This is a genomic window from Mesorhizobium sp. B2-2-3 (assembly GCF_006442405.1).
GTDB lineage: Bacteria > Pseudomonadota > Alphaproteobacteria > Rhizobiales > Rhizobiaceae > Mesorhizobium.
Window position 1 is genome coordinate 44,542 of the sequence record NZ_VFWC01000001.1, and the last position, 26,445, is coordinate 70,986.

Sequence of the window (26,445 nt, forward strand, 5' to 3'; positions counted from 1 at the left end):
TTGCTGGTCGTCTCGGGAGCCGCCAGCGCGCCAGGCGCGGCCCCACCCTCTCCCGCAAGGGGAGAAGGAAGAGCGGGCAGCGCTACCGCCATAAAGTCCGGAAATCAAGCGGCCTGGCAGGCCTCGAAGCTCTTCCTCAGCCGTTCGGGGTCCAGTTCGCGACCGATGAACACCAGCCGGCTCTCATGCTTCTCGCCGTCTTTCCAGGCGCGCTGGTGGTCGCCCTCGATGATCATGTGCACGCCCTGGATGACGTAACGCTCGTCGTCGCCCTTCAAGGCGATGATGCCTTTCAGGCGCAGGATGTTCGGCCCCTCCATCTGGGTGACCTTCTCGATCCAGGGGAAGAATTTCTTCGGATCCATCTCGCCCCCGCGCAGCGAAACCGACTGCACCGTCACGTCATGAATGTCGGATGGATGCGCGTGATGGTGGTGCCCATCGTGGTCATGATCGTGCCCGTCATGATCGTGGTGGTGATGATCGTGGTCGTGGTCATGATCATGGTGGTCGTCATGCGCCTCGAGGAAATGCGGGTCGTTCTCCAGCGCCCTGGACAGGTCGAAGGCGCCGCGGTCGAGCACTTCCGACAGCGCCACGCCGGCGCGGGTGGTGCGATGGATCCTTGCGGCCGGGTTGATGGCGCGGATCGTCGCTTCGACCTTGGCGAGTTCTTCTGGTGTGACGAGGTCGGTCTTGTTGAGCACGACGACGTCGGCGAAGGCGATCTGGTCCTCGGCTTCCTTGGAATCCTTCAGCCTGAGCGGCAGGTGCTTGGCGTCGACCAGCGCCACCACCGCGTCGAGCTTGGTCTTGGAGCGCACGTCGTCGTCCATGAAGAAGGTCTGCGCCACCGGCACCGGATCGGCGAGACCCGTGGTCTCCACCACGATGGCGTCGAAGCGGCCGGGCCGGCGCATCAGGCCCTCGACGACGCGGATCAGGTCGCCGCGCACCGTGCAGCAGACGCAGCCATTGTTCATCTCGTAGATTTCCTCGTCGGATTCCACGATCAGGTCGTTGTCGATGCCGATCTCGCCGAATTCGTTGACGATGACGGCGTAGCGCCTGCCGTGGTTTTCCGACAGGATGCGGTTGAGCAGCGTCGTCTTGCCGGCGCCGAGATAGCCGGTCAGAACGGTTACGGGGATCTGCGTCTGTGCGTCGCTCATGGCTTGCCTCGAATGGATGGGCCTTGAAAGATTTCGGCGGCCTCGAAAGGGATTGTCGGCTCCATATAGGATGCGCGGCGGGCTTTTGCACGAGGCAAACCGCGAATGGCTGCGGTCCAATCCCTAGGTCAGCGTCTCGTCGAACTAGGCGGCTGGCGGCGCCCTGCAGGCCATGCGGTATCGGTGCGCAGAAAGAGCCTGTGGACGGCCACGGCGGGCCGATCCACCGCAATCGCTTTCGCGAAAAGTCGTTTGTCATCTAACTGAAATAATCATCTGGCATTAGCCACGGCGGGTACCGCAATGCTTGCCGGCAAAGCTGTTTCAGGCGCCGGAATCTTTTTGATCGTCGATTGCCAACCGGCCGGCTGCGTCTATGCTGCCCGCACCGGTATGGCCGAAGAGGGATGACCATGGCCAAGGCGGACAAGACTGCGACAATGAGCCGGCTGCATTCGGCGGCAAGGCTGGCAAGAACAGCGCTTGCGGCACGGCTGCTGGCGCATGGCTTCTATGCCGGCCAGGACCAGATCATGCTGGCGCTCGACCGTGAGGACGGCCAGACCCCGGGCAATCTGGCTGGCCGGCTCGGCGTGCGCCCGCCCACCATCACCAAGACCATCAATCGGCTGCAGGCACAGGGTTTCCTGCAAAAGCGCGCCTCCGACGCCGATGCCCGCCAGGCGCATATCTTTCTCACCGACACCGGTCGCGAGACCATCCGCGCCATCGAAAAGTCGGTGAAGAAGACCGAAAAGCAGGCGCTGAAGGGCCTCGACAAGAAGGACCAGAAGGCGCTGTTCAAATTTCTTGCCCGCATCGAGGCCAATCTTTCGAACGAAGAACTGGCCTTGATCGACGACGACGCCGAGTCGGACGACTGACCGCCGGTGCGGTGATCAGGCTGCCGCTGCGGACCCACGGATCAGCGAAGACCAGCGTCCCGGCGTCATGCCGAATGCCTTCTTGAATTGCCTGTTGAAGTGGCTTTGGTCGCTGAAACCGGCCTCGGCCGCGATCTGTGCCAGCGGCTCGCCGGCGGCGATCATGCGTCGCGCGCGCTGAAGCCGGCGCATCAAAAGGAAACGATGCGGGCTGGTGGAGAAAGCGGCGCGGAAATGCCTGGACAAGGCATAGCGGTCGAACCCGGTAACCGCCTCCAACTCGTCGGATCGCACGGGCCGGGCAGAGTTTTCCGTGAGATAGTCGCGCGCCAGAGCGGCCGCCCGCCAGGCCGTTCCCGGCACCGCTCTCGCCGGCTGGCCGGCATGGCGGGCGAGCCCTTGCATCAGTTGCGCCAGGAAGTCGGCGACGAACAGCTCGTCGAGTTCCTCCTCCAGCGGACCCAGCGCCGAAAGCAAGGTCGCGCGCAGGCGTTCGTCCGCCACCACGGCCTGCCTGACGAAAGGCAGCGATGCGCCGCCGAGGCAGTCCAGCATCAGTGACGGTTCCAGATAGAGGATCCGGTAGCGCAGCCCGTCCTCGGTTCCCGCGCCGCCATCATGCAGTTCGTCGGGATGCAGGACGATGATCTGGCCGGGCAGGCTATGCCGCGCGGCACCGCGATAGCGAAAGCTCTGCACGCCTTGCAGCGTCACCCCGATCGCATAGGTGTCGTGGCGATGCAGGTCGAAGGCGCTACCGTGGAATCGCGCCTCGATGCGCTCCATGCCGGCGGGGTCGCGGGTGGCAATGATGCAGTTTTCCGCGGCCTCCGCGCACAAACGTCCAAGACCCTGGAACGCCTGGCTGCCTAGATCGAGCGACATCGCTTCCTTTCGCCTTGAAAGGGGCATAACCACGAATGGTCACTGTCTCATGTTCGATACGAAATTTGCAATCGTGCTCAGGGATGATCTGCCGGTCTGGCAAAAACTCAACGTCACCGCATTCCTGACCAGCGGCGTCGTCGCGCAGTTCCCCGATATCATCGGCGAGCCCTATCGTGACCGCGCCGGCAATGTCTACAATCCGCTGTCGATCCAGCCCGTCATCGTGCTGTCCGCCGACCAGGTGACACTCGGCGCGATCCACAGCCGCGCCCTGGAGCGCGGAGTAACGAGCTCGCTCTATGTCGAGGAGATGTTCTCGACCGGGTTCGACGCCGCCAACCGCGCCGTCTTCGCCGAATTCGCGCCGGAAGACGCCAAGGTGGTCGGCATCGCATTGCGCGCCGACAAGAAGACGGTCGACAAGATCACCAAGGGCGCTCGCATGCATCCCTGACGACCCGGGCCTGAGCCTGTCCGCAGCTCTTGTTGTGCCAGCCGCTTTTGGCTTGCCGCACGCCCGCAATTGCCGCAAAGGTGGGCCTCAGCCCAGCTTTCCATTCGGCCTGCAAGTGAGTGCTCCCCAAACATCTTCAGAAAGCGCGACGCCGCCGGTGGCGATCCTGTGCATGCTTTCCACCTATGTCTTCTTCACCTTTCTCGACACCAGCAGCAAATACCTCGTCCTAGCCGGCGTCTCCGCGCTTGTCGTCGCCTGGGTGCGCTTTACCGTGCATGTCGTGCTGGTCGGCGCGCTGTTGCGCGGCTGGCGCGAACCGGCGCGGTTCCGTCCGGCCAACCTGCCGGCTCATGTCCTGCGCGGGCTGTTCCTGTTCGGCTCGACCATTTGCAACGTGCTGGCGCTGCGGTCCCTGCAACTGGCCGAGACGACATCGATCTATTTCTTCGGGCCGATGGTCATCACCGCGCTTGCCGGCCCGCTGCTTGGCGAATGGGCGGGCTGGCGGCGGTGGCTGGCGATCCTGGCCGCGTTCGCCGGGGTTCTGATCATCACAAGGCCGGGGGTCGGCGTTTTCGGCATCGGTCATTTGTTCGCGCTCGGCTCGATGCTGTCGAACTGCTTCTATGTGATCATGACCCGACGCATGTCGGCGACCGAGACATCGGAAAGCCTCATCCTGTTTTCGGCACTGGCCCCGGCGGTGGTGCTCCTGCCCATGCTGCCGTTCTCGTTTTCCCTGCCGCATGATGGCTGGCACTGGTTCATCCTGCTCATGCTCGGCGTCTTTGGCGGCGTCGGTCATTGGCTTCTGGTGCAGGCCTATCGCATGGCCACCACCACCGCGCTCGCCCCCTATCCCTATTCGCAGATGGTGTGGATGATCCTTTCCGGGCTCATCGTCTTCAAGCAGTTCCCCGACCGCTGGACGCTCGTCGGCGCCGCCGTCATCGTCGCCAGCGGTCTCTACATCGTCCATCGCGAGCACCGGCTGCGCCTGCGCAATCGTGCGGTGCTGGACGTCGAGGCGGAAGCGCTGGCAAAAAAACTTTGATTTAGCCTCGAAGGGTGGCATAAGGCCGCCTTTAAACAGTTTAAAAAACGACGGGGGAGGGGAAGGCTGGCACAGAAGATCAAGCTGTCGACGATCGCGGATGCGCTCGGCGTGTCCACGGCCACGGTATCGCTGGCGCTGCGCGACAGCCCGCTGGTGGCAGGCGGCACCCGTGACCGCATCAAGGAACATGCCCGCGCCATCGGCTACATCTACAACCGCCGTGCCGCCAGCCTGCGTACCTCGCGTTCGGGCATTGTCGGCGTCGTCGTGCATGACATCATGAACCCGTTCTTCGCCGAGATCCTGCGCTCGATCGAAAGCGAGCTCGACCGCAGCCGCCAGACCTTCATCCTGTCCAATCACTACGACCAGCTCGAGAAGCAGCGCACTTTCATCGACACGCTTTTGCAGCTCGGCGCCGACGGCGTCATCATGTCGCCGGCCATCGGCACTCCGGCCTCGGATATTCTGATGGCCGAGGAAAACGGCCTGCCGGCGGTGCTGATCGCGCGCACCGTCGAGGGCGCCGACGTGCCGGTTTTTCGCGGCGACGATGCCTATGGCACGGGGCTTGCCACCAATCACCTGATCTCGCTCGGCCACAAGCGCATCGCCATGATCGGCGGCACCGACCAGACCTCGACCGGCCGCGATCGCTACCAGGGCTATGTCAACGCCATGGAGGCCGCCGGGCTGGAAGTGCGGCCGGCCTGGCGCATCCCCGGCCCGCGCACCAAGCAGGCTGGCTTCGAGGCCGCCGGACAGTTTCTGGCCCTGAAGGACAAGCCGACAGCCGCCTGCTGCTGGAACGACCTCGTCGCCATCGGCCTGATGAACGGCATCGCGCGCGCCGGCCTGGTGCCCGGCCTAGACATATCGGTCACCGGCTACGACGATCTCGAGGAGGCGGCAATCGCCACGCCGGCGCTGACCACCGTGTGGAACGGTCAGCGCGAGGTTGGCCGCCGCGCCGCCAGCGCCCTGCTCGACAAGCTGAACGGGCAGACGGTGCGGCCCTCTCAGGAACTGATCAAGCCGGAACTGCATGTGCGACAGTCGACCGGCAAGCCGGTGGAGCGTGCATGACGAGGCCCGAGCAACTGCAAACCGTCGCCATCCTGGTGCCGGGGCATTTCAACGACCACGCGGTCGAGCGCATCGACCGGACATTCAGGCGTGTCGGGATCGAGCGCGCCGAGCCGTCCCTGGTCACCGATGATATGCGCGACAACGTGCGCGCCATCGCCTCGTTCGGCGGCATCAGCGCGGCCTTCATGGATGCATTGCCGAAGCTTGAGATCGTCGCCAGTTTCGGCGTCGGCTATGATTCGGTCGATGCCCGCCACGCTGGCGATCACGGCATCATGGTCACCAACACGCCGGATGTGCTGACCGAGGAGGTCGCCGACACCGCCATCGGCCTGCTGATCAACACCGTGCGCGACCTGCCGCGCGCCGAAACCTGGCTGCGCGACGGCAGCTGGCAGCGCAAGGGCAACTATCCCTTGAGCCCGCTTACCTTGCGCGGCCGCAGCGCCGGCATTTTCGGCATGGGCCGCATCGGGCTCGCTATTGCCCGCCGGCTGGAGGCGTTCGGATTGCCCGTCGCCTATCACAACCGGCGCCGGGTCGAGGGCCTGTCCTATCCCTATCATCCGACGCTGAAGGGCCTCGCCGAAACAGTCGACACGCTGATTTCGGTGGTCCCGGGCGGCGCCTCGACGGAAAAGGCGGTCGATGCCGAGATACTGTCGGCGCTTGGCGCCAACGGCGTCTTCGTCAATATCGGGCGCGGCAGCACGGTCGACGAGGCGGCGCTTGCGACAGCCCTCGCCAAGGGCACTATCGCCGCCGCCGGGCTCGATGTCTTCGCCGACGAACCGAACGTGCCGCGGGCGCTGCTTGACGCGACCAATGCCAGTCTGTTGCCGCATGTCGGTTCGGCGTCGGAGCACACACGTCGCGCCATGGCGGATCTGTGCGTCGACAATCTGGTGTCCTGGTTCAGCGAGCGCCGGTCGATCACACCTGTGCCCGAGACGGTGCATGTGAAGGCGCGCGGCTGAGAGGTCGGGCTGCCATATTTATTAACGTCAGCTTAACCCTTTGAAATCATTCTTCATCCTGTCCGTACGCATGGATGAGGATCACCATGAAAACGCTTTCCGTACTGATCGGAGCCGCCGCCCTGTTTGGCGGCGTTCAGCTGTTTCATGGCGGCACTGGCGAAAGCGTCGCTGAAGAGGCCACGCCGCCCGACACCTACAGGCTGGTCGCCAATGGTGATGAGGGGGTTTGCGCAATCAAACGCGGCGCCACCGTCTCGGACGGCCTGTCGCTTTTGACGGTGGCTCCGAACTGTAGCCGACTCATGCCAGGCATCGAGCGGGCGAAATTCTGGCGCGAGCAGGAGGACGGCACGGTCGCCTTCAGCGTCAACGGCGTCGATCCGATCGTCACCTTCGCGGTCGCCGATGGCGACGGATTCGAATCCTACGCTCCTGCACTGCCGCTGCTGTCGCTGGCGGCCGCCGGGGACCCGAGCACCGACGACTGATTACTCCGCCGCCGCGCGGGCGCCGGCCTTGGCAGCCGCATGCAGGCGAACCGCGTCGCCGAAGGCCCGGAAGATCTTGGCCGAGTTACTATCCGACTTGACCCAGTATTCGGGATGCCACTGGACACCGACCGCGAAAGCGCGGGCATCCTTTACAGAGACCGCCTCGACGGTGCCGTCGTCGGCCACGGCTTCGATCTGCAGCTTCGAACCAAGCCGGCCGATTGCCTGGCGGTGCAAAGAGTTGACCTTCATGTCGCCGGCCCCAAACACACTGGCCAGGCAACTGCCCGCCTTGATCGAAACGGTCTGGTGAATCGCGAAACGTTCGTCCTGATTGTCGCTCACCGGCGCGCGGTGGTCGAGCGAGCCTTCACGCTCCTGGATTTCAGTGCCCAGCGTGCCGCCCAGCGCCACGTTCATCTCCTGGATGCCGCGGCAGATGGCAAGCAGCGGCACGCCACGCTCGATCGCTTTGCGAATCAGCGGCAAGGTGGTGGCGTCGCGTGCCGGGTCATAGGGGCCGTTCGCCTCGCTGGCATCGCCGCCATAGAGCGAGGGGTCGACATTGGATTTCGAGCCGGTCAGCATGACGCCGTCGACCGACGACAGCAGCTCATCGAAATCGAGCCGATCGCCGAACGAGGGCACCAGCACCGGAAACACGCCGGCGCCGGCGATCGCCGCCTCCAGATATTGCTGTGGGGCGGCATGCCAGGTGTAGTTGTCGAATTGACGGACGTCGGTCGATATGGCGACGAGCGGCTGCTGCATTTTGGCTTTGTTTTCCATCTGGGCCGGGGAATCCTGCCTTCAAAATAGGCGATCCCAGCACATTTTTCCATGACAAGTTTCGGTCCGTCGGATGGGCCACCAAACGGCCCGTTAGACTATAGTTGCAAGGCCCTGCGCACACGCCGTCAAATCAGGCCGCCACGCTGGACTCGACTCCTTGCCCGTGTATTGTTTCGCCCAGCCGTGCGGGACATCGAGCATGCGCCGCACGTCGGTTTGTTGATCCAAAAGGGAGGACTTCATGGATCGTCGTTCATTCATCCGCAAGGCCGGGACGACCGGCGTTGGCGCCGCTGCGGCCGCCGCCACGCTCGCCGCGCCGGCCATAGCCCAGTCCAATCCAAAGGTGACCTGGCGGCTGGCGTCGTCCTTTCCCAAATCGCTCGACACGATCTATGGCGGCGCCGAGGTCTTCTCAAAGATGCTTTCGGAAGCCACCGACGGCAATTTCCAGATCCAAGTCTTCGCCGCTGGCGAACTGGTGCCCGGCCTTCAGGCGGCCGACGCCACGACCGCCGGCACGGTCGAGGCCTGCCACACGGTGGCATATTATTACTGGGGCAAGGATCCGACCTGGGCGCTGGGCGCGGCGGTTCCGTTCTCGCTCAACGCGCGCGGCATGAATGCCTGGCACTATCATGGCGGCGGCATCGACCTGTTCAACGAATTTCTCGCCACGCAAGGCTTGTTCGGCCTGCCTGGCGGCAATACCGGCGTGCAGATGGGCGGCTGGTTCCGCAAGGAGATCAACACGGTGGCCGACCTTTCCGGCCTCAAGATGCGCATCGGCGGCTTCGCCGGCAAGGTTGTGCAGAAGCTCGGCGTCGTGCCGCAGCAGATCGCCGGCGGCGACATCTACCCGGCGCTCGAAAAGGGCACCATTGACGCAGCCGAATGGGTCGGCCCCTATGACGACGAGAAGCTCGGCTTCTATAAGGTTGCGCCCTACTACTACTATCCAGGCTGGTGGGAAGGCGGCCCGACCGTCCACCTGATGTTCAACAAGGCGAAATACGAAGAACTTTCGCCGACTTACAAGTCGCTGCTGCATACCGCCGCGCAAGCCGCCGATGCCAACATGCTGCAGAAATACGACTATCTCAATCCTGCGGCGGTGAAGCGGCTGGTGGCCGGCGGCGCCAAACTGCGTCCGTTCAGCCAGGAGATCATGTCCGCCTGCTTCGAGAAGGCCAATGAGGTCTACGCCGAAATGGAAGCCTCGAACGCGCCGTTTAAGAAGATCTGGGACTCGATCAAGGGATTCCGTAAGGAGCACTATCTCTGGGCGCAGGTGGCCGAGTACAATTACGACACCTTCATGATGGTCCAGCAGCGCAACGGCAAGCTGTAAGGTTTTTCTGCCTCCTTTCGAAGACCCCGGACTCGGTAGTCCGGGGTTTATTCGTTGGGCGTCGGTGCTGGAAACATCGATAGTCGAAGGCGTCGAAACTTGCGCCGCAGCGCCGGGGGTCGAACGGGTTCGAAGCGACAGCGGCACTCAGCCTCGGTCCGGCACCACCACCACCTTGACCTCGCCGGCGGCAGGCGGGTTGGCGATTACCGCGGCGGCCTCTTCCAGCGGCACCTGCCTGGAGATCAGCCGGTCGATCTCGATCGCGCCCGAAGCGATCAGCTCGGCGGCGCGGCGGTGCGTGTAGGGGTTGAGGAAGGAGCCGAGGACCTTCAACTCGCGAAACAGAAGATCGAAGGGCTCGAACGCCGCCTTCATGCCTTGCGGCACCACGCCGACAATGACGACCGTACCGCCGGCCCTCGCCAGCCGCAGCGACTGCTCGACCGTTTCCTGGACACCGGCACATTCGAGCACCACGTCGACACCGCCGGGCACCAGTCCCGCTGGCCCGGAGATGGCATCGATGACGTCGGCGGCGCTTGCGTCGACCGTTGCCGTCGCGCCGAGCTCCTCGGCCAGTGCGCGCCGTGATGCCTGTCGCGTCGACAGGATGATGGTCGTCGCCCCTGCAAGCCTTGCCAGTTGCACTGTGAGCAGGCCGATCACGCCGCCGCCAAGTATGGCGACCGAGGAGCCGGGCTTGATCTCGGCCAGATCCACGCCATGCAGGCAGCAGCCGAGAGGCTCGCAGAAGGCGCCGTGCGTCGGCTTCAAGTCCGCGGGCAGGATGAAGGCCTGTTTCTGCGGCAACACGACGTAGTCGGCGAAGCCGCCGTCGCGATGGATGCCGATGGCATTGAGATTGCTGCACAAATTGATGCGGCCGGCATGGCAATGGCGGCAGCGTCCGCAGGCGATGTTGGGATCGCCGGTGACGCGGTCGCCGATCGAGAAGCCGCTCACGGAATGTCCCATTGCCTCGACGATGCCGGAGAACTCATGTCCGGGCGTTACCGGCGGCCGGCAGGGAAACTCGCCGTGGAAGAGATGCCGGTCCGTGCCGCAGACGCCGCAGGCCTCGATGCGCACCAGCAGATCGTCAGGCCCGGGAACCGGCTCGGCGACCTCGCGCAGCGTGATGCTGCCAACCGCTTCCAGCCGTACCGCTTTCATGGTTTTGCGACCTCCGGCATCAGTTGAAATTCGGCGGCTGCGACAGATCCGGCTGTGGTGCCGCCGGTTTGGCGGGCGCCGTGTCGCCGAAGTTCGGCGGTTGCGACAGGTCGGGCGCGGCAGGCGCGGCGGGCGGCGGGGCGCGAGTGGCGGGTGCGGTTCCGCTCCCGGCCGGCGGCGTGCCGAGCGGCGTCAGTCCCGGCACCTCCGGCACCGTATAGTCGATCGTGCCGGAATCGACCGCTGTGCCCTTGTAGTGCATCACCATTTGCGGGAAGGCGATGGTGAGCCCGATCATGATCACCTGGATGCAGACGAACGGCACGGCGCCCCAATAGATCTGGCCCGTGGTCACCGGCGCGATCTGCTTGCCGGTCAAGCGGTCGAGATAGGGCACCCGGGCGGCGACCGAGCGCAGGTAGAACAGCGCGAAGCCGAAGGGTGGATGCATGAAGCTGGTCTGCATGTTGACGCCCAGAAGCACGCCGAACCAGATCAGGTCGATGCCGAGCTTGTCGGCGGCCGGTGCCAGCAACGGCACGATGATGAAGGCCAGTTCGAAGAAATCGAGGAAGAAGGCAAGCACGAAGACCAGGATGTTGACGCCGATCAGGAAGCCGACCTCGCCGCCCGGCAGCGAGGTCAAGAGATGCTCGACCCAGATGTGGCCGTTGACGCCGTAGAAGGTGAGGGAGAAGACGCGCGCGCCGATCAGGATGAACAGCACGAAGGACGACAGCCTTGTCGTCGAAGCGAGCGCCTGCCTGACCACGTCGAGCGACAGCCGGCCTTTGATCGCCGCCATCGCCAGCGCGCCGACAGCGCCCATGGCGCCGCCCTCGGTTGGAGTGGCGATGCCAAGGAAAATGGTGCCCAGCACCAGGAAGATCAACGCCAATGGCGGGATCAGCACGATCACGACCTGCTGCGCCAGCCGCGACATCATGTTGATTTTCAGGCGCTGATCGGCGATCGCAACGATATAGATCACGGCCACTCCGATGCTGGCGCCGAGGATGTCGGCATTGTCGCCATGGGTCGGTGCGAGATAGCGGTAGGCCGCGTAGGAGATCGCCACCGTCGCCAGCAACGCCACCAGCAGCGACACGACGCCATGGCCGAGCGTGCGTGCTTCCAGCGGCAGCGCCGGCATCGAATTCGGCCGGACGATCGTCATGATCAGGATGTAGAGCATGTAGAGGCTGGTCAGCACGATGCCGGGGATCAGCGCGCCCGCATACATGTCGCCGACCGAGCGGCCGAGCTGGTCGGCGAGCACGATCAGCACCAACGACGGCGGGATGATCTGGGCGAGCGTTCCGGACGCGGCGATGACGCCGGACGCCAGCCGGCGGTCATAGCCGTAGCGCAGCATGATCGGCAGCGAGATCAGCCCCATGGCGATGACCGATGCCGCCACCACGCCGGTCGTCGCGGCCAGCAGCGCGCCGACGAAGATCACGGCATAGGCAAGGCCGCCGCGGATCGGCCCGAACAGCTGGCCGATCGTATCGAGCAGGTCTTCCGCCATCCCCGATCGCTCGAGCACGATGCCCATGAAGGTGAAGAAAGGGATCGCCAGCAGCGTGTCGTTCGACATCACCCGGCTGCCGTAGAAATTGTCCGGCAACGCATGCAGCAGCGGCCAGGCGAGATTGATCGAGCCGCCCGAATAGGGTGAGACCAGCACGCCGATGAAGAAGAACAAAAGTCCGTTGGCGGCGAGCGAGAAGGCGACGGGATAGCCGATCAGCAGGAAGAGGACCAGCGAGGCGAACATGATCGGCGCCATGTTCTGGGCGATGAACTCGATCACGAGCGCACCTCGTCGGCCAGTGCCTTGGCTTCGAGTTCCGCCTGCTCATGCGCCGATATGAACGGGGTCGGGTCGTCCATGTCGCCGCGCATGATGGCGATCTTCTTGATGATCTCGGAGATGCCCTGCAGCGCTAGCAGGAAGAAGCCGACCAGCAGGATCGCCTTTGCCGGCCAGATGATCAGCCCGCCGGAATTGTTCGACATTTCGCCGCTGCGGAACGACAGCGACACATACGGGACGAAATAGATCACCATCAGCGTCACGAACGGCATCAGGAAAAAGACATGGCCGAAAAGGTCGATCCAGTGCTGCACGCGGCGCGGGAACAGGCCATAGACGATGTCGATGCGGATATGGTCGTTCTGCTTCAGCGTGTAGGCCGCCGCCAGCATGAAGGCGGCGCCGAACAGGTACCATTGCAGCTCCAGCCACGCATTCGACGAGGTGTCGAACACCTTGCGGATGGTCGCGTTAGCGGCGCTCACTAGGATTGCCAGCAGGATCAACCACGATATCCATTTGCCGATGAACTCGTTCACACGGTCGATCGTCCTGGATAGAGCGAGAAGCCCTGCCATGCATTCCTCCCTTTTGTCCGAGGCGCGACGGCTCCCCGTTGTTTTACGCCGCGCCGCTGTGGCCTAACCGTATGCCGTGCGTGGCAGGACGGGTCAACACAGGAGCGGCGCTGTCAACGCGGTTGTGAGACGAGGAAGCCGACGAAGCGCAGGGCTGCGGCGCAGGGCTCGGAAAACCGGAACCGGCTTCCGGCAGGGTTCGTGGGCAAAATCAAAGCGTTAAGGCGGTCGTTTCGTTGCCGAAACAGGCTTATCGGTGGCAGGCGTCATGCAACCAAAGTCTGATGCGGATCACGCGATCTTGGTCTGGTCGCGGCCAGCGCCGATCAGCACCAGCATGGCGACGAGGAACAGGTACATCCATGCGTCGCGCCATTCCACCGGGAAATAGCCGGCCCACAGCGACTCGGCCATGCCGAAGGCGGCAGCGCCCAGGGCCGCCCGCGGCGGTGAGAGATAGCCGCCGACCGCCGTCACGAACAGGATCTTCAGCCCGTAGACGAGGCCGGAACCGAAACTGACATTGCCGTAATAGAGGCCGGCCATGACGCCGGCCAGCGCGGCGCAGAAACCGCCGAACAGCACTGCGTGGCGGAACACGGCGCGCACATCGACGCCGCACATGGCGGCCGCCTTGGGATCGTCGGAGACGGCGCGCCAGCGCCGGCCGAAATTCGAATGGGCAAAGCCCCAAGCCGCAAGCGCCACCGCCCCCAGCACCACGGCGCAATCGAGCAGCTGGATCAGCGTCAATGTCGCCTTGAAGCCGGCATTCTGCGCGAAAACGACAGGTTGCGCCAGCATAGGCGGCAGCCACAAATCATGCGTGTCGGCGGCGATGCGGCCTGCTTCCGACAAAACCAGCAGGATGCCAAGCGTGGTCACCACGATCGCGTTGGGCGAGCGGTCGGCCAGCGGTTCGAAGACGCTGCGCGACAGGACGCAGCTGATAAGCGCGGCGTAGAGGAAAGCCGCTGCGATGCCGAGCACCACCGCCGCCGTCAGCGTCAGCCACAGCACCTGGTAGCCGAAGGCGGCGGTCAGGATCATCGTCTGTCCGCAAAAGGCGAACAGCGCGCCATAGGCCAGGTTGGTGCGGTGCAGGATGCCGTTGGTCAGCACATAGCCGAACGCCAGCAGCGCATAGAGTGCGCCTGAATGCAGCCCGTTCAGGACCTGCTGGAACAGATACAGCATGCGAAAATCCTCGGGGGCATGTCGCCCAAAGCGCATAGCGGTTTTGGGACGACGATACGCTCCAGACAGAGAGCGGCAATACCCGCTTCAGGGCAGACTTGCATCGTCGAATCTAACTTGTCAAATGCCATTTATCGGTTAGATTTCGGACATGACGGTATCCTGGACCCCGCACCGCTTCACCGGCGGCCTGCTCGCGCTCGACACGGCGAACACCGTCGTGCTGCGTGCCGATCCCGAGAGGACCTTCGACCGTTTTGACGATCCGCGCGAGATCGCCCGCTTCGCGGACGCGGCGAGCGGCTTTCGCGCCGCCGAGCTTGGCGGCAGGCGGCTGGCGGTCTCCGCGCCGGCTGCAATCGCGCCTGTCGTGCTGGCGATCCGCGAGGCGACGGACCGGTTGTTTCGCCACGCGGTGTCGAAAGGCACGGTCGCTACCGATCATCTCTCAGGCTTGCTGGGGGCCTGCGCCGGCGGTCTTGCCGGCAGCCGGACCGAGATCGCAACGCCCGGAAAGCCGTTCGGCGATCCGGCAACGCCGATCGCATTCGAAGCGGCACTGGCGGTTTCCGCCCTGTCGCTTCTGCGCGAGGACACGGTCGCCAGGCTCAGGATCTGCCCCAATTGCTCCTGGCTGTTCGTCGACCGCAGCCGCAATTCCAGCCGCCTGTGGTGCGACATGGCGGTCTGCGGCAACCGCCAGAAGGCAAGCCGCCACTATCGCCGCCGCAGGGCGGCCAATGAGGTCAACAATGTCCAGGATTAGCTCTCGTTCAGCCCTGCTCGGCATAGCGCTGATCGCGGCGATGGCGCTCGGCGCCTGCCGCGACACCGCCAAGGACGGTGAAGGCAAGTTGTTCGAGATTTCGGGCAAGATATTCGTCTTCAACTATCGTCTTGCCAGGGCGACCTATGTCGTGACGCTGCGGCCCCTGCGGCCGATGGGAGAGGGCCAGGTCGCGGTCGCCAGCTTCCAGGATCCGGCCGGCGGCGCGCCGTTGGTGGTCGAGCAGAAGGTCTGGCCCAAGCTCGACAAGGTGACGCTGGAGAGCCCGGCTTTGACCTGCGTCGTCAAGAACAAGCCTTATACGATCGCCATCGCTATCAAGGGCTCCGACGGCGCGGTCCTGCAGAAGATCGACACCACGCTGATGTCCACCGAAGACCAGTCCATCCTGCCCGACCGGCCGCTCGTCATTGACCAGCTCTACACCGCCAATCCCGATCTCGTCGGCCACCCCGACGGCAAGCTGCCGGGCGAGCCGAAGCCCGACTGCTCCAAGGGCACCTGACGCTCGCCGCCAAGCCGAAAAGCAAGCGAAATTTTCGTACGCCGGACATTGCTCGCGGGGCGATTTCATACCGGGCAAGGGATGACGGCGGATCGTTCGTTGCGCGTTGCCTGGCACGTCCGATTTCGTTTGACCTGTCTTGCAAGGGGAGAAAGGATGCGTCATCCGATCCCGACGCTGGCTGCCTGCCCCCGCGCGGCCTCCGCAGAGGAAATGCCTGATGACGCTGCACGACGTCGCGCTCGACGACAAGTTCGACCTGGGGAAGGAACGCATCTTCCTGTCCGGCGCCCAGGCGGTCATCCGCATGCTGCTGATGCAGCGCGAGCGCGACCGCCGCGCGGGCCTGAACACGGCCGGCTTCGTCTCCGGCTATCGCGGTTCGCCGCTGGGCGGCCTCGACATGCAGCTGTGGAAGGCAAAAAAACAGCTCGCCCAGGCCGACATCGTCTTCCAGCCCGGCCTTAACGAGGAACTCGCCGCTACCGCCTGCTGGGGATCGCAGCAGACGGAACTGCTGGGCGAAGGCACCCATGACGGCGTTTTTTCGGTTTGGTACGGCAAGGGTCCGGGGGTCGACCGCTCCGGCGACGTCTTCCGCCACGCCAATCTGGCCGGCTCGTCGAAACATGGCGGTGCGCTCGCTTTGATGGGCGACGACCACATGGCCGAATCCTCGACCAACGCGCATGCCACCGAATTCCTGTTCGTCGACGCCATGGTGCCGATCCTCAACCCGGCCGGTGTCCAGGAGATAATCGATTACGGGCTCTACGGTTTTGCCATGTCGCGCTTCGCCGGCACATGGGCGGCCATCAAATGCGTCAAGGACAACATCGAATCGACGGCCTCGGTCGATGCCTCGATCGAGCGTCTGAACATCGTTAATCCCGAGTTCGACATGCCGCCCGGCGGCCTCAACATCCGCCACGAGATCGACATGCTCGGCCAGGAGGAGCGGCTGCATGAGTACAAGCGCGCCGCCGCGTCGGCCTTCATCCATGCCAACGGGCTGAACCGCGTCGTCTATTCGGGCGGCCGCAATCCCAGGATCGGCATCATCACCATCGGCAAAAGCTATCTCGACGTCCGCCAGGCGCTCGAGGATATCGGCATCGACGAGGCGGCCGCCGGCCGCATCGGCGTGCGGCTGTTCAAAGTCGGTTGCCCCTGGCCGCTCGATTTCCAGCACATTGCCGAGTTCGCGCGCGGCCTCGACACCATCGTCGTCGTCGAGGAGAAGCGTTCGCTGATCGAGGTGCAGCTTCGCGAGAGCCTCTACGGCACCGCCACGCAGCCCGTCATCGTCGGCAAGAAGAACGAGCGCGGCGACTGGCTGTTTCCGGCCAAGGGCGCGCTCGACCCCAACGAAATCGCCATTGCCCTTGGCGAAAGGATCGTGAAAACCATCGGTCCGTCGGAAGAGATTTCAGCGCGGGTGGCGAAGCTGCGCCAGTTCCAGGCCATGCTCGCAGACGCGTCGGACATCGGCTCCCGCACGCCCTTCTTCTGCTCCGGCTGCCCACACAATTCCTCGACCAAGGTGCCGGATGGCTCGATCGCCGCGGCCGGCATCGGCTGCCATTTCATGGCACTGTGGATGGACAGGAATACTGTCGGCTTCACCGCCATGGGTGGCGAGGGGGCGCAGTGGGTCGGCCAGGCGCCCTTTTCCAAGCGCGACCACATTTTCCAGAATCTCGGCGACGGCACCTACAACCACTCCGGCACGCTGGCGATCCGCTTCGCGCTGTCGTCGGGCGCCAACATCACCTACAAGATACTCTATAACGACGCGGTGGCCATGACCGGCGGCCAGCCGCATGAAGGCGGCCTGACGGTGGACATGATCGCCAGGCAGGTGCGAGCCGAAGGGATCGAGCGCATCGCCGTCGTCACCGACGAACCCGACAAATATGCCGGCAAGGTCGAGTTCCCGGCCGGCGCCACCATCCATCACCGCGACGATCTCGACCTCGTCCAGCGCGAGCTGCGCGGCGTCAGCGGGGTTTCGATCCTGCTCTACGACCAGACCTGTGCCGCCGAAAAGCGCCGCCGTCGCAAGCGCGGAACCTTTCCCGATCCCGACAAGCGGGTCTTCATCAACGAACTGGTCTGCGAGGGCTGCGGCGACTGCGGCGTCCAATCGAACTGCGTCTCCATCCAGCCGGTGGAGACCGAGTTCGGCCGCAAGCGCCGGATCGACCAGTCGAGCTGCAACAAGGATTTTTCCTGCGTCAATGGCTTCTGCCCGTCCTTCGTCACGGTGCATGGCGCCAAGATCCGCAAGGCCGAAGGCATCGCCGGCAAGACCGATCCGCTCGACGGCGTTCCAGCAGCCGCCGAATTCCCGCTCGGCGAACAGGGCTGGGCGGCGATCATCGACGGCGTCGGCGGCACCGGCGTCGTCACCGTCGGCGCCGTGCTCGGCATGGCGGCTCATCTCGAAGGCAAGGGCTGCGGCATGATCGACATGGCCGGGCTTGCCCAGAAGGGCGGTTCGGTGTTCACCCATGTCCGCATCGCCCGCACGCCCGATGACATCCATGCCATCCGTGTCTCGGCCGGCAAAGCCGATCTCGTGCTCGGCTGCGATCTCGTCGTGTCGGGCGCCAAGAAGGTGCTGGCCGCGGTGCGCGAGGGCCACACCATCTTCCTCGCCAACACTGCCGAGATCATGCCGGGCGAGTTTGCCCGCTCGGCCGATTTCTCGCTGCCCATCGAACGCTTGAAGAAGGCGATCCGCACTGCTGCCGGCGACGACAAGGCGCATTTCTTCGACGCCACCCGCACAGCCACCGCCCTGTTCGGCAATTCGCTGGGCGCCAACATGTTCATGCTCGGCTTCGCCTTCCAGCATGGCGGTCTGCCGCTGTCGGCGCAAGCCGTCGAAAAGGCGATCGAATTGAACGGCGAGGCGGTGGGGATGAACATCGCCGCCTTCCGCTGGGGCCGCCGCGCCGCGCATCAGCCGGATTTCGTGCGTGGCCTCGTCCAGCCGGGCAAGGACGGCCAACCCGCCACGATTGCCCAGACGCTGGACGAAATCATTGCCCGCCGGATCGCTTTCCTTTCCGCCTATCAGAACGCCGCCTATGGCAAGCGCTACGCCGGCAGGATCGCTGCCCTGCGCGCAGCCGAAGCCAAGGCCGCGCCCGGTTCGAGCGCCGTGACGGAAGCGGCGGCCAGGAACCTGTTCAAGCTGATGGCGATCAAGGACGAATACGAGGTGGCGCGGCTCTATACCGACGGCTCCTTCGCCGCCGAACTCGGCAAGCAGTTCCAGAGTTACGAAAAACTCGAATTCCACCTGGCGCCGCCGATCCTGGGCCGTCGCGGCAATGACGGCAAACCGAGGAAATCGAGCTTTGGTCCCTGGATGATGAAAGGGTTCCGCATGCTGGCGGCGCTGAAGGGCCTGCGCGGGACAGCATTCGACCTGTTCGGCTACACCGCCGAGCGGCGCATGGAGCGGCAATTGCTGGCGCAATATGAGGCCGACCTGCAACGCGTCGCCAACTCGCTGGCGCCGGACACCATCGAGGCCGCCACGGCCCTCGTCTCGGTGCCGGCACTCATCCGCGGTTACGGCCATGTTCGGCAAGCCAGCGCTCAAAAGGCGGCCGGCGAGCGCCAAAGACTGCTCGAGCGCCTGTCCGGCACGTCAGCGAGGGTGGAACTCCAGGCCGCCGAGTGATGGCCTTGTTTACCTAAAGCCCAATTCTCCCAGTCTGTCCTGCTTTGCGCGCCTTCGGCAAGCCGCCCAAAACCGCTGTTCTAAGCCTTTCTTAAGGCGGATGTGAGATGACGAGGCCTAGCGTTGGGCCGACGACATGGGCAGAACAAAGACCGAAAACATCCCAGCGGATGTTTATATCCAGTTTGTGCGGTCGTTGTTCGACAACGCCCACATGCTGGTGATCGGTGGCGTGTGCTACTGGATCCTCGGACTAATGATCTACTTGCGCACGAACAATCCGTTGTTCCTGGCTTTCTCTTTTGTTCTGCTGTCCATCTGCCTTTACCGCTATTTCGGCATTCGCGCCTTCCGGAAGGCAGGCGGTGTAATAGCCGACGTCCAGGAGGCGCATCGGTGGGAGCGCAACTACATCCTCAAGGGCAGCGTGCAGGGCCTCACGTTGGGCGCACTGTGCTTCATATCGATCTATGTCTATCCCGATCCCTTTGCCGAACTGGCCGCGACGTCGCTGGCCATCGCGACCTTGGTGACGGTTGTTGGCCGGAACTACGGCTCTCCCATTATGGTGCGGGTTTTTTCCGTGACCTTCATTGGTCCGGCAGCACTTGCACTTTTGCTGCGCATGGATGTGCCTTCGGTCATTCTCGGGCTGATGATCATCCCGTTGACTTTCGTCACGATCAACAGCGCCGACCACGTCCGCGATGTGCTTTTCTCGGCCGTCATCGGCCACAAGGAAGCGAGGAAGCTCGCGCTCAGATTCGATCGCGCGCTCAATACCATGTCGCATGGTCTCGTCATGCTTGGCCCGGACGGTCGGGTGGCGGTCGCCAATGCCGAGGCCGCGCATCTGATGTCGCTCAAATCGGCCGATGCGCTGCTTGGGCGGTCAATCCATGGTCTCTTGATGCGCGGCGTCGTGGGCGGCATGCTGGCCCCAAAGGACTGCCGCTACATCGAAGCCCAGCTGACGCGTGCATTGCGCGAGGGCCGCGACCGTAAGGTCCTGGTTTCGCTCGCCAATGGCCAGCACTACGAATTCTCCGCCCGCGAAGGCAGCCAGGAACTCGGGGTCATCACCTTCGAGGACGTGACGGCGCGCGTCGAGGCGGAAGACAAGATCCGCTTCATGGCGCGCTATGACAATCTCACCGGCCTGCCCAATCGCGCCTATTTCCACGAACTGATCGGCGAGGCGATGGCGTCAGGCGACCGTGACCGCCTCTGCGGCCTTGCCGTGCTCGACCTCGACGATTTCAAGAGCGTCAACGACACGCTCGGGCATCCGATCGGCGATGGATTGATCTACGCGGTGGCCGAGCGTCTTGCCGCCGTTGCGGGACAAGGCATCACCGTCAGCCGCTTCGGCGGCGACGAATTCATGGTTTTCTTCGACCGCATAGAGGATGAGAGCCATCTGACCCTTCAGATCGACGAGATCTTTGCAGCGTTGCAAGGGGAGGTGGACGTCGCCGGCCACGGGCTGCGCATCCAGGCCAGCGCCGGCGCCGTGCTGTCACGGGTCAGGGATACCGACGTCGATGCCATGATCGTCAAGGCGGACCTGGCGCTCTATAAGGCCAAGGAGCTCGGCAAGAACGGCTGGCGGCTGTTCGAGGCCGCCATGGACGCTGCGTTCCGCAACCGCCAGCTGATGAAGGCGGATCTGCGCAGCGCGGTGGAAGGCAAGGCCCTGCGCGTCGTCTACCAGCCGATCGTGGCGATGAGCACGATGCGCATCGCCAGCTGCGAGGCGCTGTGCCGATGGGACCATCCCGACCTCGGGCCGATTTCGCCCGGCATCTTCATTCCGCTGGCGGAGGAAATGGGCATCATTTCCGAGATTAGCACCTTCGTGCTGCAGGCAGCCTGCACCGAATGCGCCAAATGGCCGGACCACACCAGCGTCTCGGTCAATCTCTCCGCCAAGGATTTCCGCAACCGGGACGTCATCCAGAAGGTTCGCGACGCTCTGGTCAGCTCCGGCCTTGCCGCCGGCCGGCTGGAGATCGAGGTCACCGAAACTGCGCTGCTCGATGACAAGTCGCTGACACGTCAATATATCGAGGAACTGAAGCAGATCGGTGTGCGCATCGCACTTGACGATTTCGGGACCGGCTATTCGAGCCTGAGCTATCTGCACAAGCTGCCGCTCGACAAGATCAAGATCGATCGCTCCTTCCTGATGGACGTCACCCAGAGCAAGCGTTCGCTGGAGCTGCTGAAGGGCATTGTCAATCTGTCGCGGCCGCTTGGACTTTCGGTGACTGTCGAAGGCGTCGAGACCTTTGAGCAGCTCAAGATCCTGGCCTTGCAAGTGAAACCGGATCTCGTGCAAGGCTTCCTGTTCGGTGCCGCGCTCAGTGCGTCGGGTATCGAGACGATGTCGAATGTCACCTGGCCATTCGCCGCTGACCTGCGTCGCACCGGTAAACGGACGGTCCGTTAGCGCCGTAATTTTCGACTTCGCTCGATTGGATTCCCCGCGCGTTGCGAGTCGCACGATGCTCTTTGATGTCGAACTCAATCGTTCGATGAGAGGATACGGTTCCGCCGTGATTTTGCCTTTGCGCAATGCTGCTGAAAGGTCTTCCTCACTACGCAGATGTATCGGAGGCATGATCCACATCCTCTCAGTGGCAATCGCTCGGACGATTGCTCAGTAAGATATTCTCAAGCGGCTCCCGGCCATTAAGGTTAACGGAATGTAAATCAACAAGATCTAAATTTCGGCTTGTGTCTCATTTCAACTCGAATAGCCTATCCTAGGTCGAATTCGAGGACAGACGATGGATGCTGCAACAGCTACAAGGAATGCGTCTGGCGGGGTAAGCACAGCCGGGGATTCGGTGCTGAATCGATCGATGATGCAACTGCTTGAGCATGTCGATTATCGCCTCATTACCGGGGGCGAGGATTTGGAAGCGATTTACCGGCTTCGCTATAAGTCCTATCTGCGCTCCGGCATGTGCGGCCCGCTCGCCAGCGGCATGTTCGAGGATCGCTGGGACAATCTACCCAATTCCTACCGATTCGGTGTCTATTGCTACGGCGAATTGGTGAGCACAATCCGCTTCCATTACATTTCCATCGAGCACCCGAATTCGCCCTCCGTTGATGCCTATCCGGAAATGCTGATCGAGCGGCTTGCCCGCGGAGAAACCTTCATCGACGGAACCCGCTTCGCAACCGATCCTGATGCCGCGCCGGCACCCGGAGTGCTGCCGTTTCTGACACTCAGGCTTGCCATGGTGGCCTCGCTCTATTTTGGCCAGAACTCTGTGCTGACGCCGGTCAAGGTCGAGCATTCCAATTTTTATTCTCGTTACTTCAATGCCGTGCAGAGGACCGAGGCTAAGGAGTTTCCGGGCGTTCTTACCCGGATCGCCCTGTTCGAAATCCCCGCCGGCGAAAATATGCGCCTGACGCTCGAACGTTTCCCATTCTTCAGGTCGACGCCCATGGAACAGCGGTTGATGTTCGCCAATCCGGCCATCAATCGGCTGACGCCCTTGTCTATCGTGCCGACGGCGAAATATTATCGTGAGGCCGCCTGAGGCCCCTGATTTTGCAAAGCTCCGGAGCTTTCCGGCCAGATCCGCGTTTTGATGACGGCGGCGCGTTGACGCTCCGCGTCTCCATTTCGACGTATCTGCCAAAAGGACCCCGACATGCATATTTCCCAGCTCGCGCTCACGCCGCTTATCTCGCTGATCGCCGGGGTGCTGATCCTGGTCATGCCACGGCTGCTGAACTACATCGTCGCGCTCTACCTGATCATAGCCGGCCTGCTTGGATTGTTTCCGCACCTCGCCGGCTAAAGACGGACAGCGCGGTTGACGCGCCAGCCGGCTTCGTCCGGGATTGCGCGAAAACAAGCAGCCGGAGCGGTTCGGCGATTCTGCCGAACGCAGGGGCGCTTTGCTTCAAATTTCCCTTGAGGCAGTTGTAGGCTGCGATGCGGCAATAGCGCCATTGCTCTCGGCGCGGCTTTTCGCTATGTGCCTGAAAGATGTCTTCGAAGGGGTATTCCTATGGCTGAGCACACGCCGACCGGTCCTGTCGAACTGGGCGCGAAGATGGACTATGCCGAGCACGACCGCACCTATGCGGGCTTCCTCATGCTGGCCAAATACGGATCACTCTTCTGCGGCGCCATACTTCTGGCGATGGCTTTCGGTTTCTTCGCGGGCGGCTTCTTCTCGGCGACTATCCTGTTCGTCCTGATCATGGCCGTCGGCGCCTTCATTCTGCGATAGTCTTTCCAAAACCCCATTGCCTTTGACGTCGCCGGATCCCCCGGCCGACATTTTGCGCAAACAGGTTCCAGCCGAAAGGATCATGCGGTGGGACAGACGGTTTTCATCCCTCGTGAGCTCGATGCGAACGAGCCGCGCGTCGCGGCTTCGCCCGATACGGTGAAACGGCTGGCCGGCCTGGGTCTTGAAGTGGTTGTGGAGGCCGGTGCCGGCACGCGATCGCGCATTCCCGATGAGGAGTTCGCCAAGGCGGGCGCTTCAATCGGCAAGGCCGGCGATGTGGCTAAGACCGACGTGGTGCTGAAGGTGCGCCGGCCGACTGATGCGGAGCTGAAAAGCTACAAGTCAGGCGCTGCGGTCATCGCTATCATGGATCCGTATGGCAACGATGCCGCCGTCGCGGCACTGGCCAAGGCCGGGGTGACGGCCTTTGCGATGGAATTCATGCCGCGCATCACGCGCGCCCAGTCGATGGACGTCTTGTCCTCGCAGGCTAACCTTGCCGGCTACCAGGCGGTGATCGACGGCGCTGCCGAATATGACCGGGCGCTGCCGATGATGATGACGGCGGCCGGCACTGTTCCTGCCGCCAAGGTGTTCATCATGGGCGTCGGCGTTGCCGGCCTGCAGGCGATCGCCACAGCGCGCCGGCTCGGCGCAGTCGTCACCGCGACCGACGTTCGCCCCGCCGCCAAGGAACAGGTCGCCTCGCTTGGCGCAAAGTTCCTCGCCGTCGAGGACGAGGAGTTCAAGGCGGCCGAGACCGCCGGCGGCTACGCCAAGGAGATGTCCAAGGAGTACCAGGCCAAGCAGGCGGCGCTGACCGCCGAGCACATCGCCAAGCAGGACATCGTCATCACCACGGCGCTGATCCCCGGCCGCCCGGCGCCGAGGCTGGTGTCGGCTGACATGGTCGCCTCGATGAAGCCCGGTTCGGTGATCGTCGATCTTGCTGTGGAGCGCGGCGGCAATGTCGAGGGCGCCGAGGCGGGCAAGATTGTGACGACGGCCAACGGCGTCAAGATCGTCGGCCATCTCAACGTGCCGGGCCGCGTCGCGGCCTCCGCTTCGCTGCTCTACGCCAGGAACCTTTTTGCTTTCCTCGAGACCCTGGTCGACAAGGCGACGAAGACGCTTGCCATCAACCGCGACGACGACCTGGTCAAGGCGACCATGCTGACCGACGGCGGCAAGATCGTCCATCCGGCCTTCGCCAAGGCCGACCAGCAGCCGCCAAAGGGCCAATATATCGAACCGCCCGCGATACCGGCCAGCACAATGGTCGCCGATGCTTCGGCGCCCAAGCAAGCCGCGCCTAGGAAAGCCGCGTCCAAGCAAGCCGCCGCATCCAAGCCCTCGCTGCCAAAGTCGCCCTCGCCAAAGTCGCCCTCGCCCAAGCCGAAAGGGACCGCGTGATGGACCAGACCTTGCAGAAAGCCCTCGACCAACTCGACCAGGCAAGTGCTGCCGTCCGGCTGGCGGTGCAGAACCTGGCAAATGCTCCCGGAGGCGCTGAGGCGGCCGGCGACGCCGCACACGCGCTGTCGGGCGGCGCCATCGATCCCTTCGTCTTCCGCCTGGCCATCTTCGTGCTGGCGATCTTCGTCGGCTATTACGTCGTCTGGTCGGTGACGCCTGCGCTGCACACGCCGCTGATGGCCGTCACCAACGCCATCTCCTCGGTCATCGTCGTCGGCGCGCTGCTTGCCGTCGGCATTGCCGCCTCGGGCGTCGCCGCGGGCTTCGGCTTCGTCGCGCTGATGCTGGTGTCGGTCAACATCTTCGGCGGCTTCCTCGTCACCCAGCGCATGCTGGCAATGTACAAGAAGAAGGACAAGTGACGTGACCGTCAATCTCGCCTCCTTCCTATATCTGGTCTCCGGCATTCTGTTCATCCTGGCGCTGCGCGGCCTGTCGCACCCGACCACCAGCCGGCAAGGCAATCTCTACGGCATGATCGGCATGGGCATCGCCATCGCCACCACGCTGGCGCTGGCCACGCCATCGGCCGGACGCTTCGGCCTGATCGTGCTCGGCCTTGCCATTGGCGGCGGCGTCGGCGCCGTCACGGCCAGGCGCATCGCCATGACCTCGATGCCGCAACTGGTCGCCGCCTTCCATTCGCTCGTCGGCCTTGCCGCCGTCATGGTGGCGGCCGCCGCCATCTATGCGCCGGAAAGCTTCGGCATCGGCACGGCGGGCGACATCCACGCCCAGGCGCTGGTCGAAATGAGCCTGGGTGTGGCCATCGGCGCCATCACCTTCACCGGCTCGGTCATCGCCTTCCTGAAGCTTGACGGGCGCATGTCGGGCAAGCCGATCATGATCGGCGGCCGCCATTTCATCAACATCGCGCTTGGCATCGCCTTGGTCGTGCTGATCGTGCTTTTGGTCACCACCGAATCGAAGCTCGTCTTCTGGCTCATCGTTGCCGCATCGCTGGTGCTGGGCGTGCTGCTCATCATCCCCATCGGCGGCGCCGACATGCCGGTCGTGGTGTCGATGCTCAATTCCTATTCGGGCTGGGCGGCGGCCGCACTCGGCTTCACGCTCGGCAATCTGGCGCTGATCATCACCGGCGCCCTGGTCGGCTCGTCGGGCGCCATCCTGTCCTACATCATGTGCAAGGGCATGAACCGCTCCTTCATCTCCGTCATCCTCGGCGGCTTCGGTGGTGAGACTGCGGCCGCGGGCGCTGATGATGGGATCGAGCGCACGGTCAAGCAGGGCTCGGCCGACGATGCGGCCTATCTGATGATGAACGCGCAGAAGGTCATCATCGTGCCGGGCTACGGCATGGCCGTCGCCCAGGCGCAGCATGCGCTGCGCGAGATGGCCGACAAGCTCAAGGCCAATGGCGTCGACGTCAAATACGCCATCCACCCCGTGGCCGGCCGCATGCCGGGCCACATGAACGTGCTCTTGGCCGAAGCCAACGTGCCTTACGACGAAGTGTTCGAGCTCGAGGACATCAATTCCGAATTCGCGCAGGCCGACGTCGCCTATGTCATCGGCGCCAACGACGTCACCAACCCGTCCGCGCGGGATGACAAGTCCTCACCTATTTACGGTATGCCGATCCTCGACGTCGACAAGGCGCGCACCTGCCTGTTCGTCAAGCGCTCGCTCGGCTCCGGCTATGCCGGCATCGACAACACGCTGTTCTACAAGGACGGCACCATGATGCTGCTCGGCGACGCCAAGAAGATGACCGAGGAAATCGTCAAGGCCATGGATCACTGACCCGGTCACATCGTCCGCAT

Annotated in this window: 24 protein-coding genes; 17 read left to right on the forward strand and 7 right to left on the reverse strand. The window is 63.6% G+C overall.

Translation table 11 applies throughout. From position 1 onward, the window contains the following. Positions 1-104: 104 nt before the first annotated feature. The gene (locus tag FJ951_RS00205; RefSeq protein WP_140512833.1) at positions 105-1,172 is read right to left on the reverse strand and encodes a GTP-binding protein; all 1,068 of its coding nucleotides are present in this window, start codon (positions 1,170-1,172) and stop codon (positions 105-107) included. Between the two features lie 413 nt (positions 1,173-1,585). On the opposite strand from FJ951_RS00205, the gene FJ951_RS00210 reads away from it, so the two are divergent. Next, the gene (locus tag FJ951_RS00210; protein ID WP_140501145.1) at positions 1,586-2,056 is read left to right on the forward strand and encodes a MarR family transcriptional regulator; all 471 of its coding nucleotides are present in this window, start codon (positions 1,586-1,588) and stop codon (positions 2,054-2,056) included. A gap of 15 nt (positions 2,057-2,071) precedes the next feature. Here FJ951_RS00210 and FJ951_RS00215 read toward each other — a convergent pair whose 3' ends face one another. Next, positions 2,072-2,941, reverse strand: coding sequence for an AraC family transcriptional regulator (locus tag FJ951_RS00215; RefSeq protein ID WP_140512835.1), 870 nt, complete (start codon positions 2,939-2,941; stop codon positions 2,072-2,074). Between the two features lie 49 nt (positions 2,942-2,990). On the opposite strand from FJ951_RS00215, the gene FJ951_RS00220 reads away from it, so the two are divergent. The 5 genes from FJ951_RS00220 (at position 2,991) to FJ951_RS00240 (ending at position 7,015) form a co-directional block, all read left to right on the forward strand. After that, positions 2,991-3,398, forward strand: coding sequence for a DUF2000 family protein (locus tag FJ951_RS00220; RefSeq protein WP_140512837.1), 408 nt, complete (start codon positions 2,991-2,993; stop codon positions 3,396-3,398). A 172-nt stretch (positions 3,399-3,570) separates the two neighbouring features. After that, the gene (locus FJ951_RS00225) at positions 3,571-4,455 is read left to right on the forward strand and encodes a DMT family transporter (protein ID WP_181172188.1); all 885 of its coding nucleotides are present in this window, start codon (positions 3,571-3,573) and stop codon (positions 4,453-4,455) included. Between the two features lie 66 nt (positions 4,456-4,521). Then, positions 4,522-5,544, forward strand: a complete 1,023-nt coding sequence (locus tag FJ951_RS00230) for a LacI family DNA-binding transcriptional regulator (RefSeq protein ID WP_140501249.1) — start codon at positions 4,522-4,524, stop codon at positions 5,542-5,544. After that, the gene (locus FJ951_RS00235; RefSeq protein WP_140512840.1) at positions 5,541-6,524 is read left to right on the forward strand and encodes a 2-hydroxyacid dehydrogenase; all 984 of its coding nucleotides are present in this window, start codon (positions 5,541-5,543) and stop codon (positions 6,522-6,524) included. Before FJ951_RS00230 ends, FJ951_RS00235 begins: the two co-directional genes overlap by 4 nt. 86 nt (positions 6,525-6,610) lie before the next feature. After that, positions 6,611-7,015 carry a hypothetical protein gene (locus tag FJ951_RS00240; protein ID WP_140512842.1) on the forward strand — a complete coding sequence of 135 codons (405 nt, stop codon included), beginning with the start codon at positions 6,611-6,613 and terminating at the stop codon, positions 7,013-7,015. Here the strand turns inward: FJ951_RS00240 and FJ951_RS00245 are convergent, their stop codons facing one another. Next, positions 7,016-7,789 carry a gamma-glutamyl-gamma-aminobutyrate hydrolase family protein gene (locus tag FJ951_RS00245; protein ID WP_140513543.1) on the reverse strand — a complete coding sequence of 258 codons (774 nt, stop codon included), beginning with the start codon at positions 7,787-7,789 and terminating at the stop codon, positions 7,016-7,018. A gap of 262 nt (positions 7,790-8,051) precedes the next feature. On the opposite strand from FJ951_RS00245, the gene FJ951_RS00250 reads away from it, so the two are divergent. Then, a complete protein-coding gene (locus FJ951_RS00250; protein ID WP_140501135.1) occupies positions 8,052-9,161 on the forward strand; it encodes a TRAP transporter substrate-binding protein in 1,110 nt (369 codons plus the stop codon). 147 nt (positions 9,162-9,308) lie between these two features. Here FJ951_RS00250 and FJ951_RS00255 read toward each other — a convergent pair whose 3' ends face one another. The 4 genes from FJ951_RS00255 to FJ951_RS00270 all read right to left on the reverse strand — a co-directional run bounded on the left by FJ951_RS00255 (position 9,309) and on the right by FJ951_RS00270 (position 13,931). After that, on the reverse strand, positions 9,309-10,337 hold the full coding sequence (locus tag FJ951_RS00255; RefSeq protein ID WP_140512844.1) for a zinc-dependent alcohol dehydrogenase family protein: 1,029 nt from the start codon (positions 10,335-10,337) through the stop codon (positions 9,309-9,311). Between the two features lie 19 nt (positions 10,338-10,356). Then, complete coding sequence (locus FJ951_RS00260; RefSeq protein ID WP_181168458.1) at positions 10,357-12,153, reverse strand: TRAP transporter large permease subunit; 1,797 nt, start codon at positions 12,151-12,153, stop codon at positions 10,357-10,359. Beyond that, positions 12,150-12,734, reverse strand: coding sequence for a TRAP transporter small permease subunit (locus FJ951_RS00265; RefSeq protein ID WP_140501131.1), 585 nt, complete (start codon positions 12,732-12,734; stop codon positions 12,150-12,152). Before FJ951_RS00265 ends, FJ951_RS00260 begins: the two co-directional genes overlap by 4 nt. Before the next feature lie 291 nt (positions 12,735-13,025). After that, positions 13,026-13,931 (reverse strand): branched-chain amino acid ABC transporter permease, encoded by a 906-nt coding sequence (locus FJ951_RS00270; RefSeq protein ID WP_140512846.1) that lies wholly within the window; start codon positions 13,929-13,931, stop codon positions 13,026-13,028. Positions 13,932-14,082: 151 nt separating this feature from the next. Here FJ951_RS00270 and FJ951_RS00275 point away from each other — a divergent pair, with 151 nt between their 5' ends. The 10 genes from FJ951_RS00275 (at position 14,083) to FJ951_RS00320 (ending at position 26,425) form a co-directional block, all read left to right on the forward strand. After that, positions 14,083-14,697, forward strand: coding sequence for a CGNR zinc finger domain-containing protein (locus FJ951_RS00275; protein WP_140512848.1), 615 nt, complete (start codon positions 14,083-14,085; stop codon positions 14,695-14,697). Beyond that, on the forward strand, positions 14,672-15,223 hold the full coding sequence (locus FJ951_RS00280) for a hypothetical protein (protein ID WP_140512850.1): 552 nt from the start codon (positions 14,672-14,674) through the stop codon (positions 15,221-15,223). Before FJ951_RS00275 ends, FJ951_RS00280 begins: the two co-directional genes overlap by 26 nt. Positions 15,224-15,443: 220 nt before the next feature. Further along, positions 15,444-18,920 carry an indolepyruvate ferredoxin oxidoreductase family protein gene (locus tag FJ951_RS00285; RefSeq protein ID WP_140512852.1) on the forward strand — a complete coding sequence of 1,159 codons (3,477 nt, stop codon included), beginning with the start codon at positions 15,444-15,446 and terminating at the stop codon, positions 18,918-18,920. Positions 18,921-19,056: 136 nt separating this feature from the next. Continuing rightward, positions 19,057-21,372 (forward strand): EAL domain-containing protein, encoded by a 2,316-nt coding sequence (locus FJ951_RS00290; protein WP_140501121.1) that lies wholly within the window; start codon positions 19,057-19,059, stop codon positions 21,370-21,372. A gap of 340 nt (positions 21,373-21,712) precedes the next feature. Further along, on the forward strand, positions 21,713-22,480 hold the full coding sequence (locus FJ951_RS00295; RefSeq protein WP_140512854.1) for a hypothetical protein: 768 nt from the start codon (positions 21,713-21,715) through the stop codon (positions 22,478-22,480). A gap of 114 nt (positions 22,481-22,594) precedes the next feature. Then, positions 22,595-22,744, forward strand: coding sequence for a DUF3096 domain-containing protein (locus FJ951_RS00300; RefSeq protein ID WP_140501117.1), 150 nt, complete (start codon positions 22,595-22,597; stop codon positions 22,742-22,744). A gap of 213 nt (positions 22,745-22,957) precedes the next feature. Then, complete coding sequence (locus tag FJ951_RS00305; RefSeq protein ID WP_140501115.1) at positions 22,958-23,182, forward strand: aa3-type cytochrome c oxidase subunit IV; 225 nt, start codon at positions 22,958-22,960, stop codon at positions 23,180-23,182. An 87-nt stretch (positions 23,183-23,269) separates the two neighbouring features. Continuing rightward, positions 23,270-24,598, forward strand: a complete 1,329-nt coding sequence (locus FJ951_RS00310) for a Re/Si-specific NAD(P)(+) transhydrogenase subunit alpha (RefSeq protein WP_140512856.1) — start codon at positions 23,270-23,272, stop codon at positions 24,596-24,598. Beyond that, entirely contained in the window at positions 24,598-25,023 is a 426-nt protein-coding gene (locus FJ951_RS00315) for an NAD(P) transhydrogenase subunit alpha (RefSeq protein ID WP_140512858.1), read from the forward strand. The genes FJ951_RS00310 and FJ951_RS00315 overlap by 1 nt, the downstream gene beginning before the upstream one ends. A gap of 1 nt (position 25,024) precedes the next feature. Then, positions 25,025-26,425 carry an NAD(P)(+) transhydrogenase (Re/Si-specific) subunit beta gene (locus tag FJ951_RS00320; RefSeq protein WP_140512860.1) on the forward strand — a complete coding sequence of 467 codons (1,401 nt, stop codon included), beginning with the start codon at positions 25,025-25,027 and terminating at the stop codon, positions 26,423-26,425. Positions 26,426-26,445 lie beyond the last annotated feature (20 nt).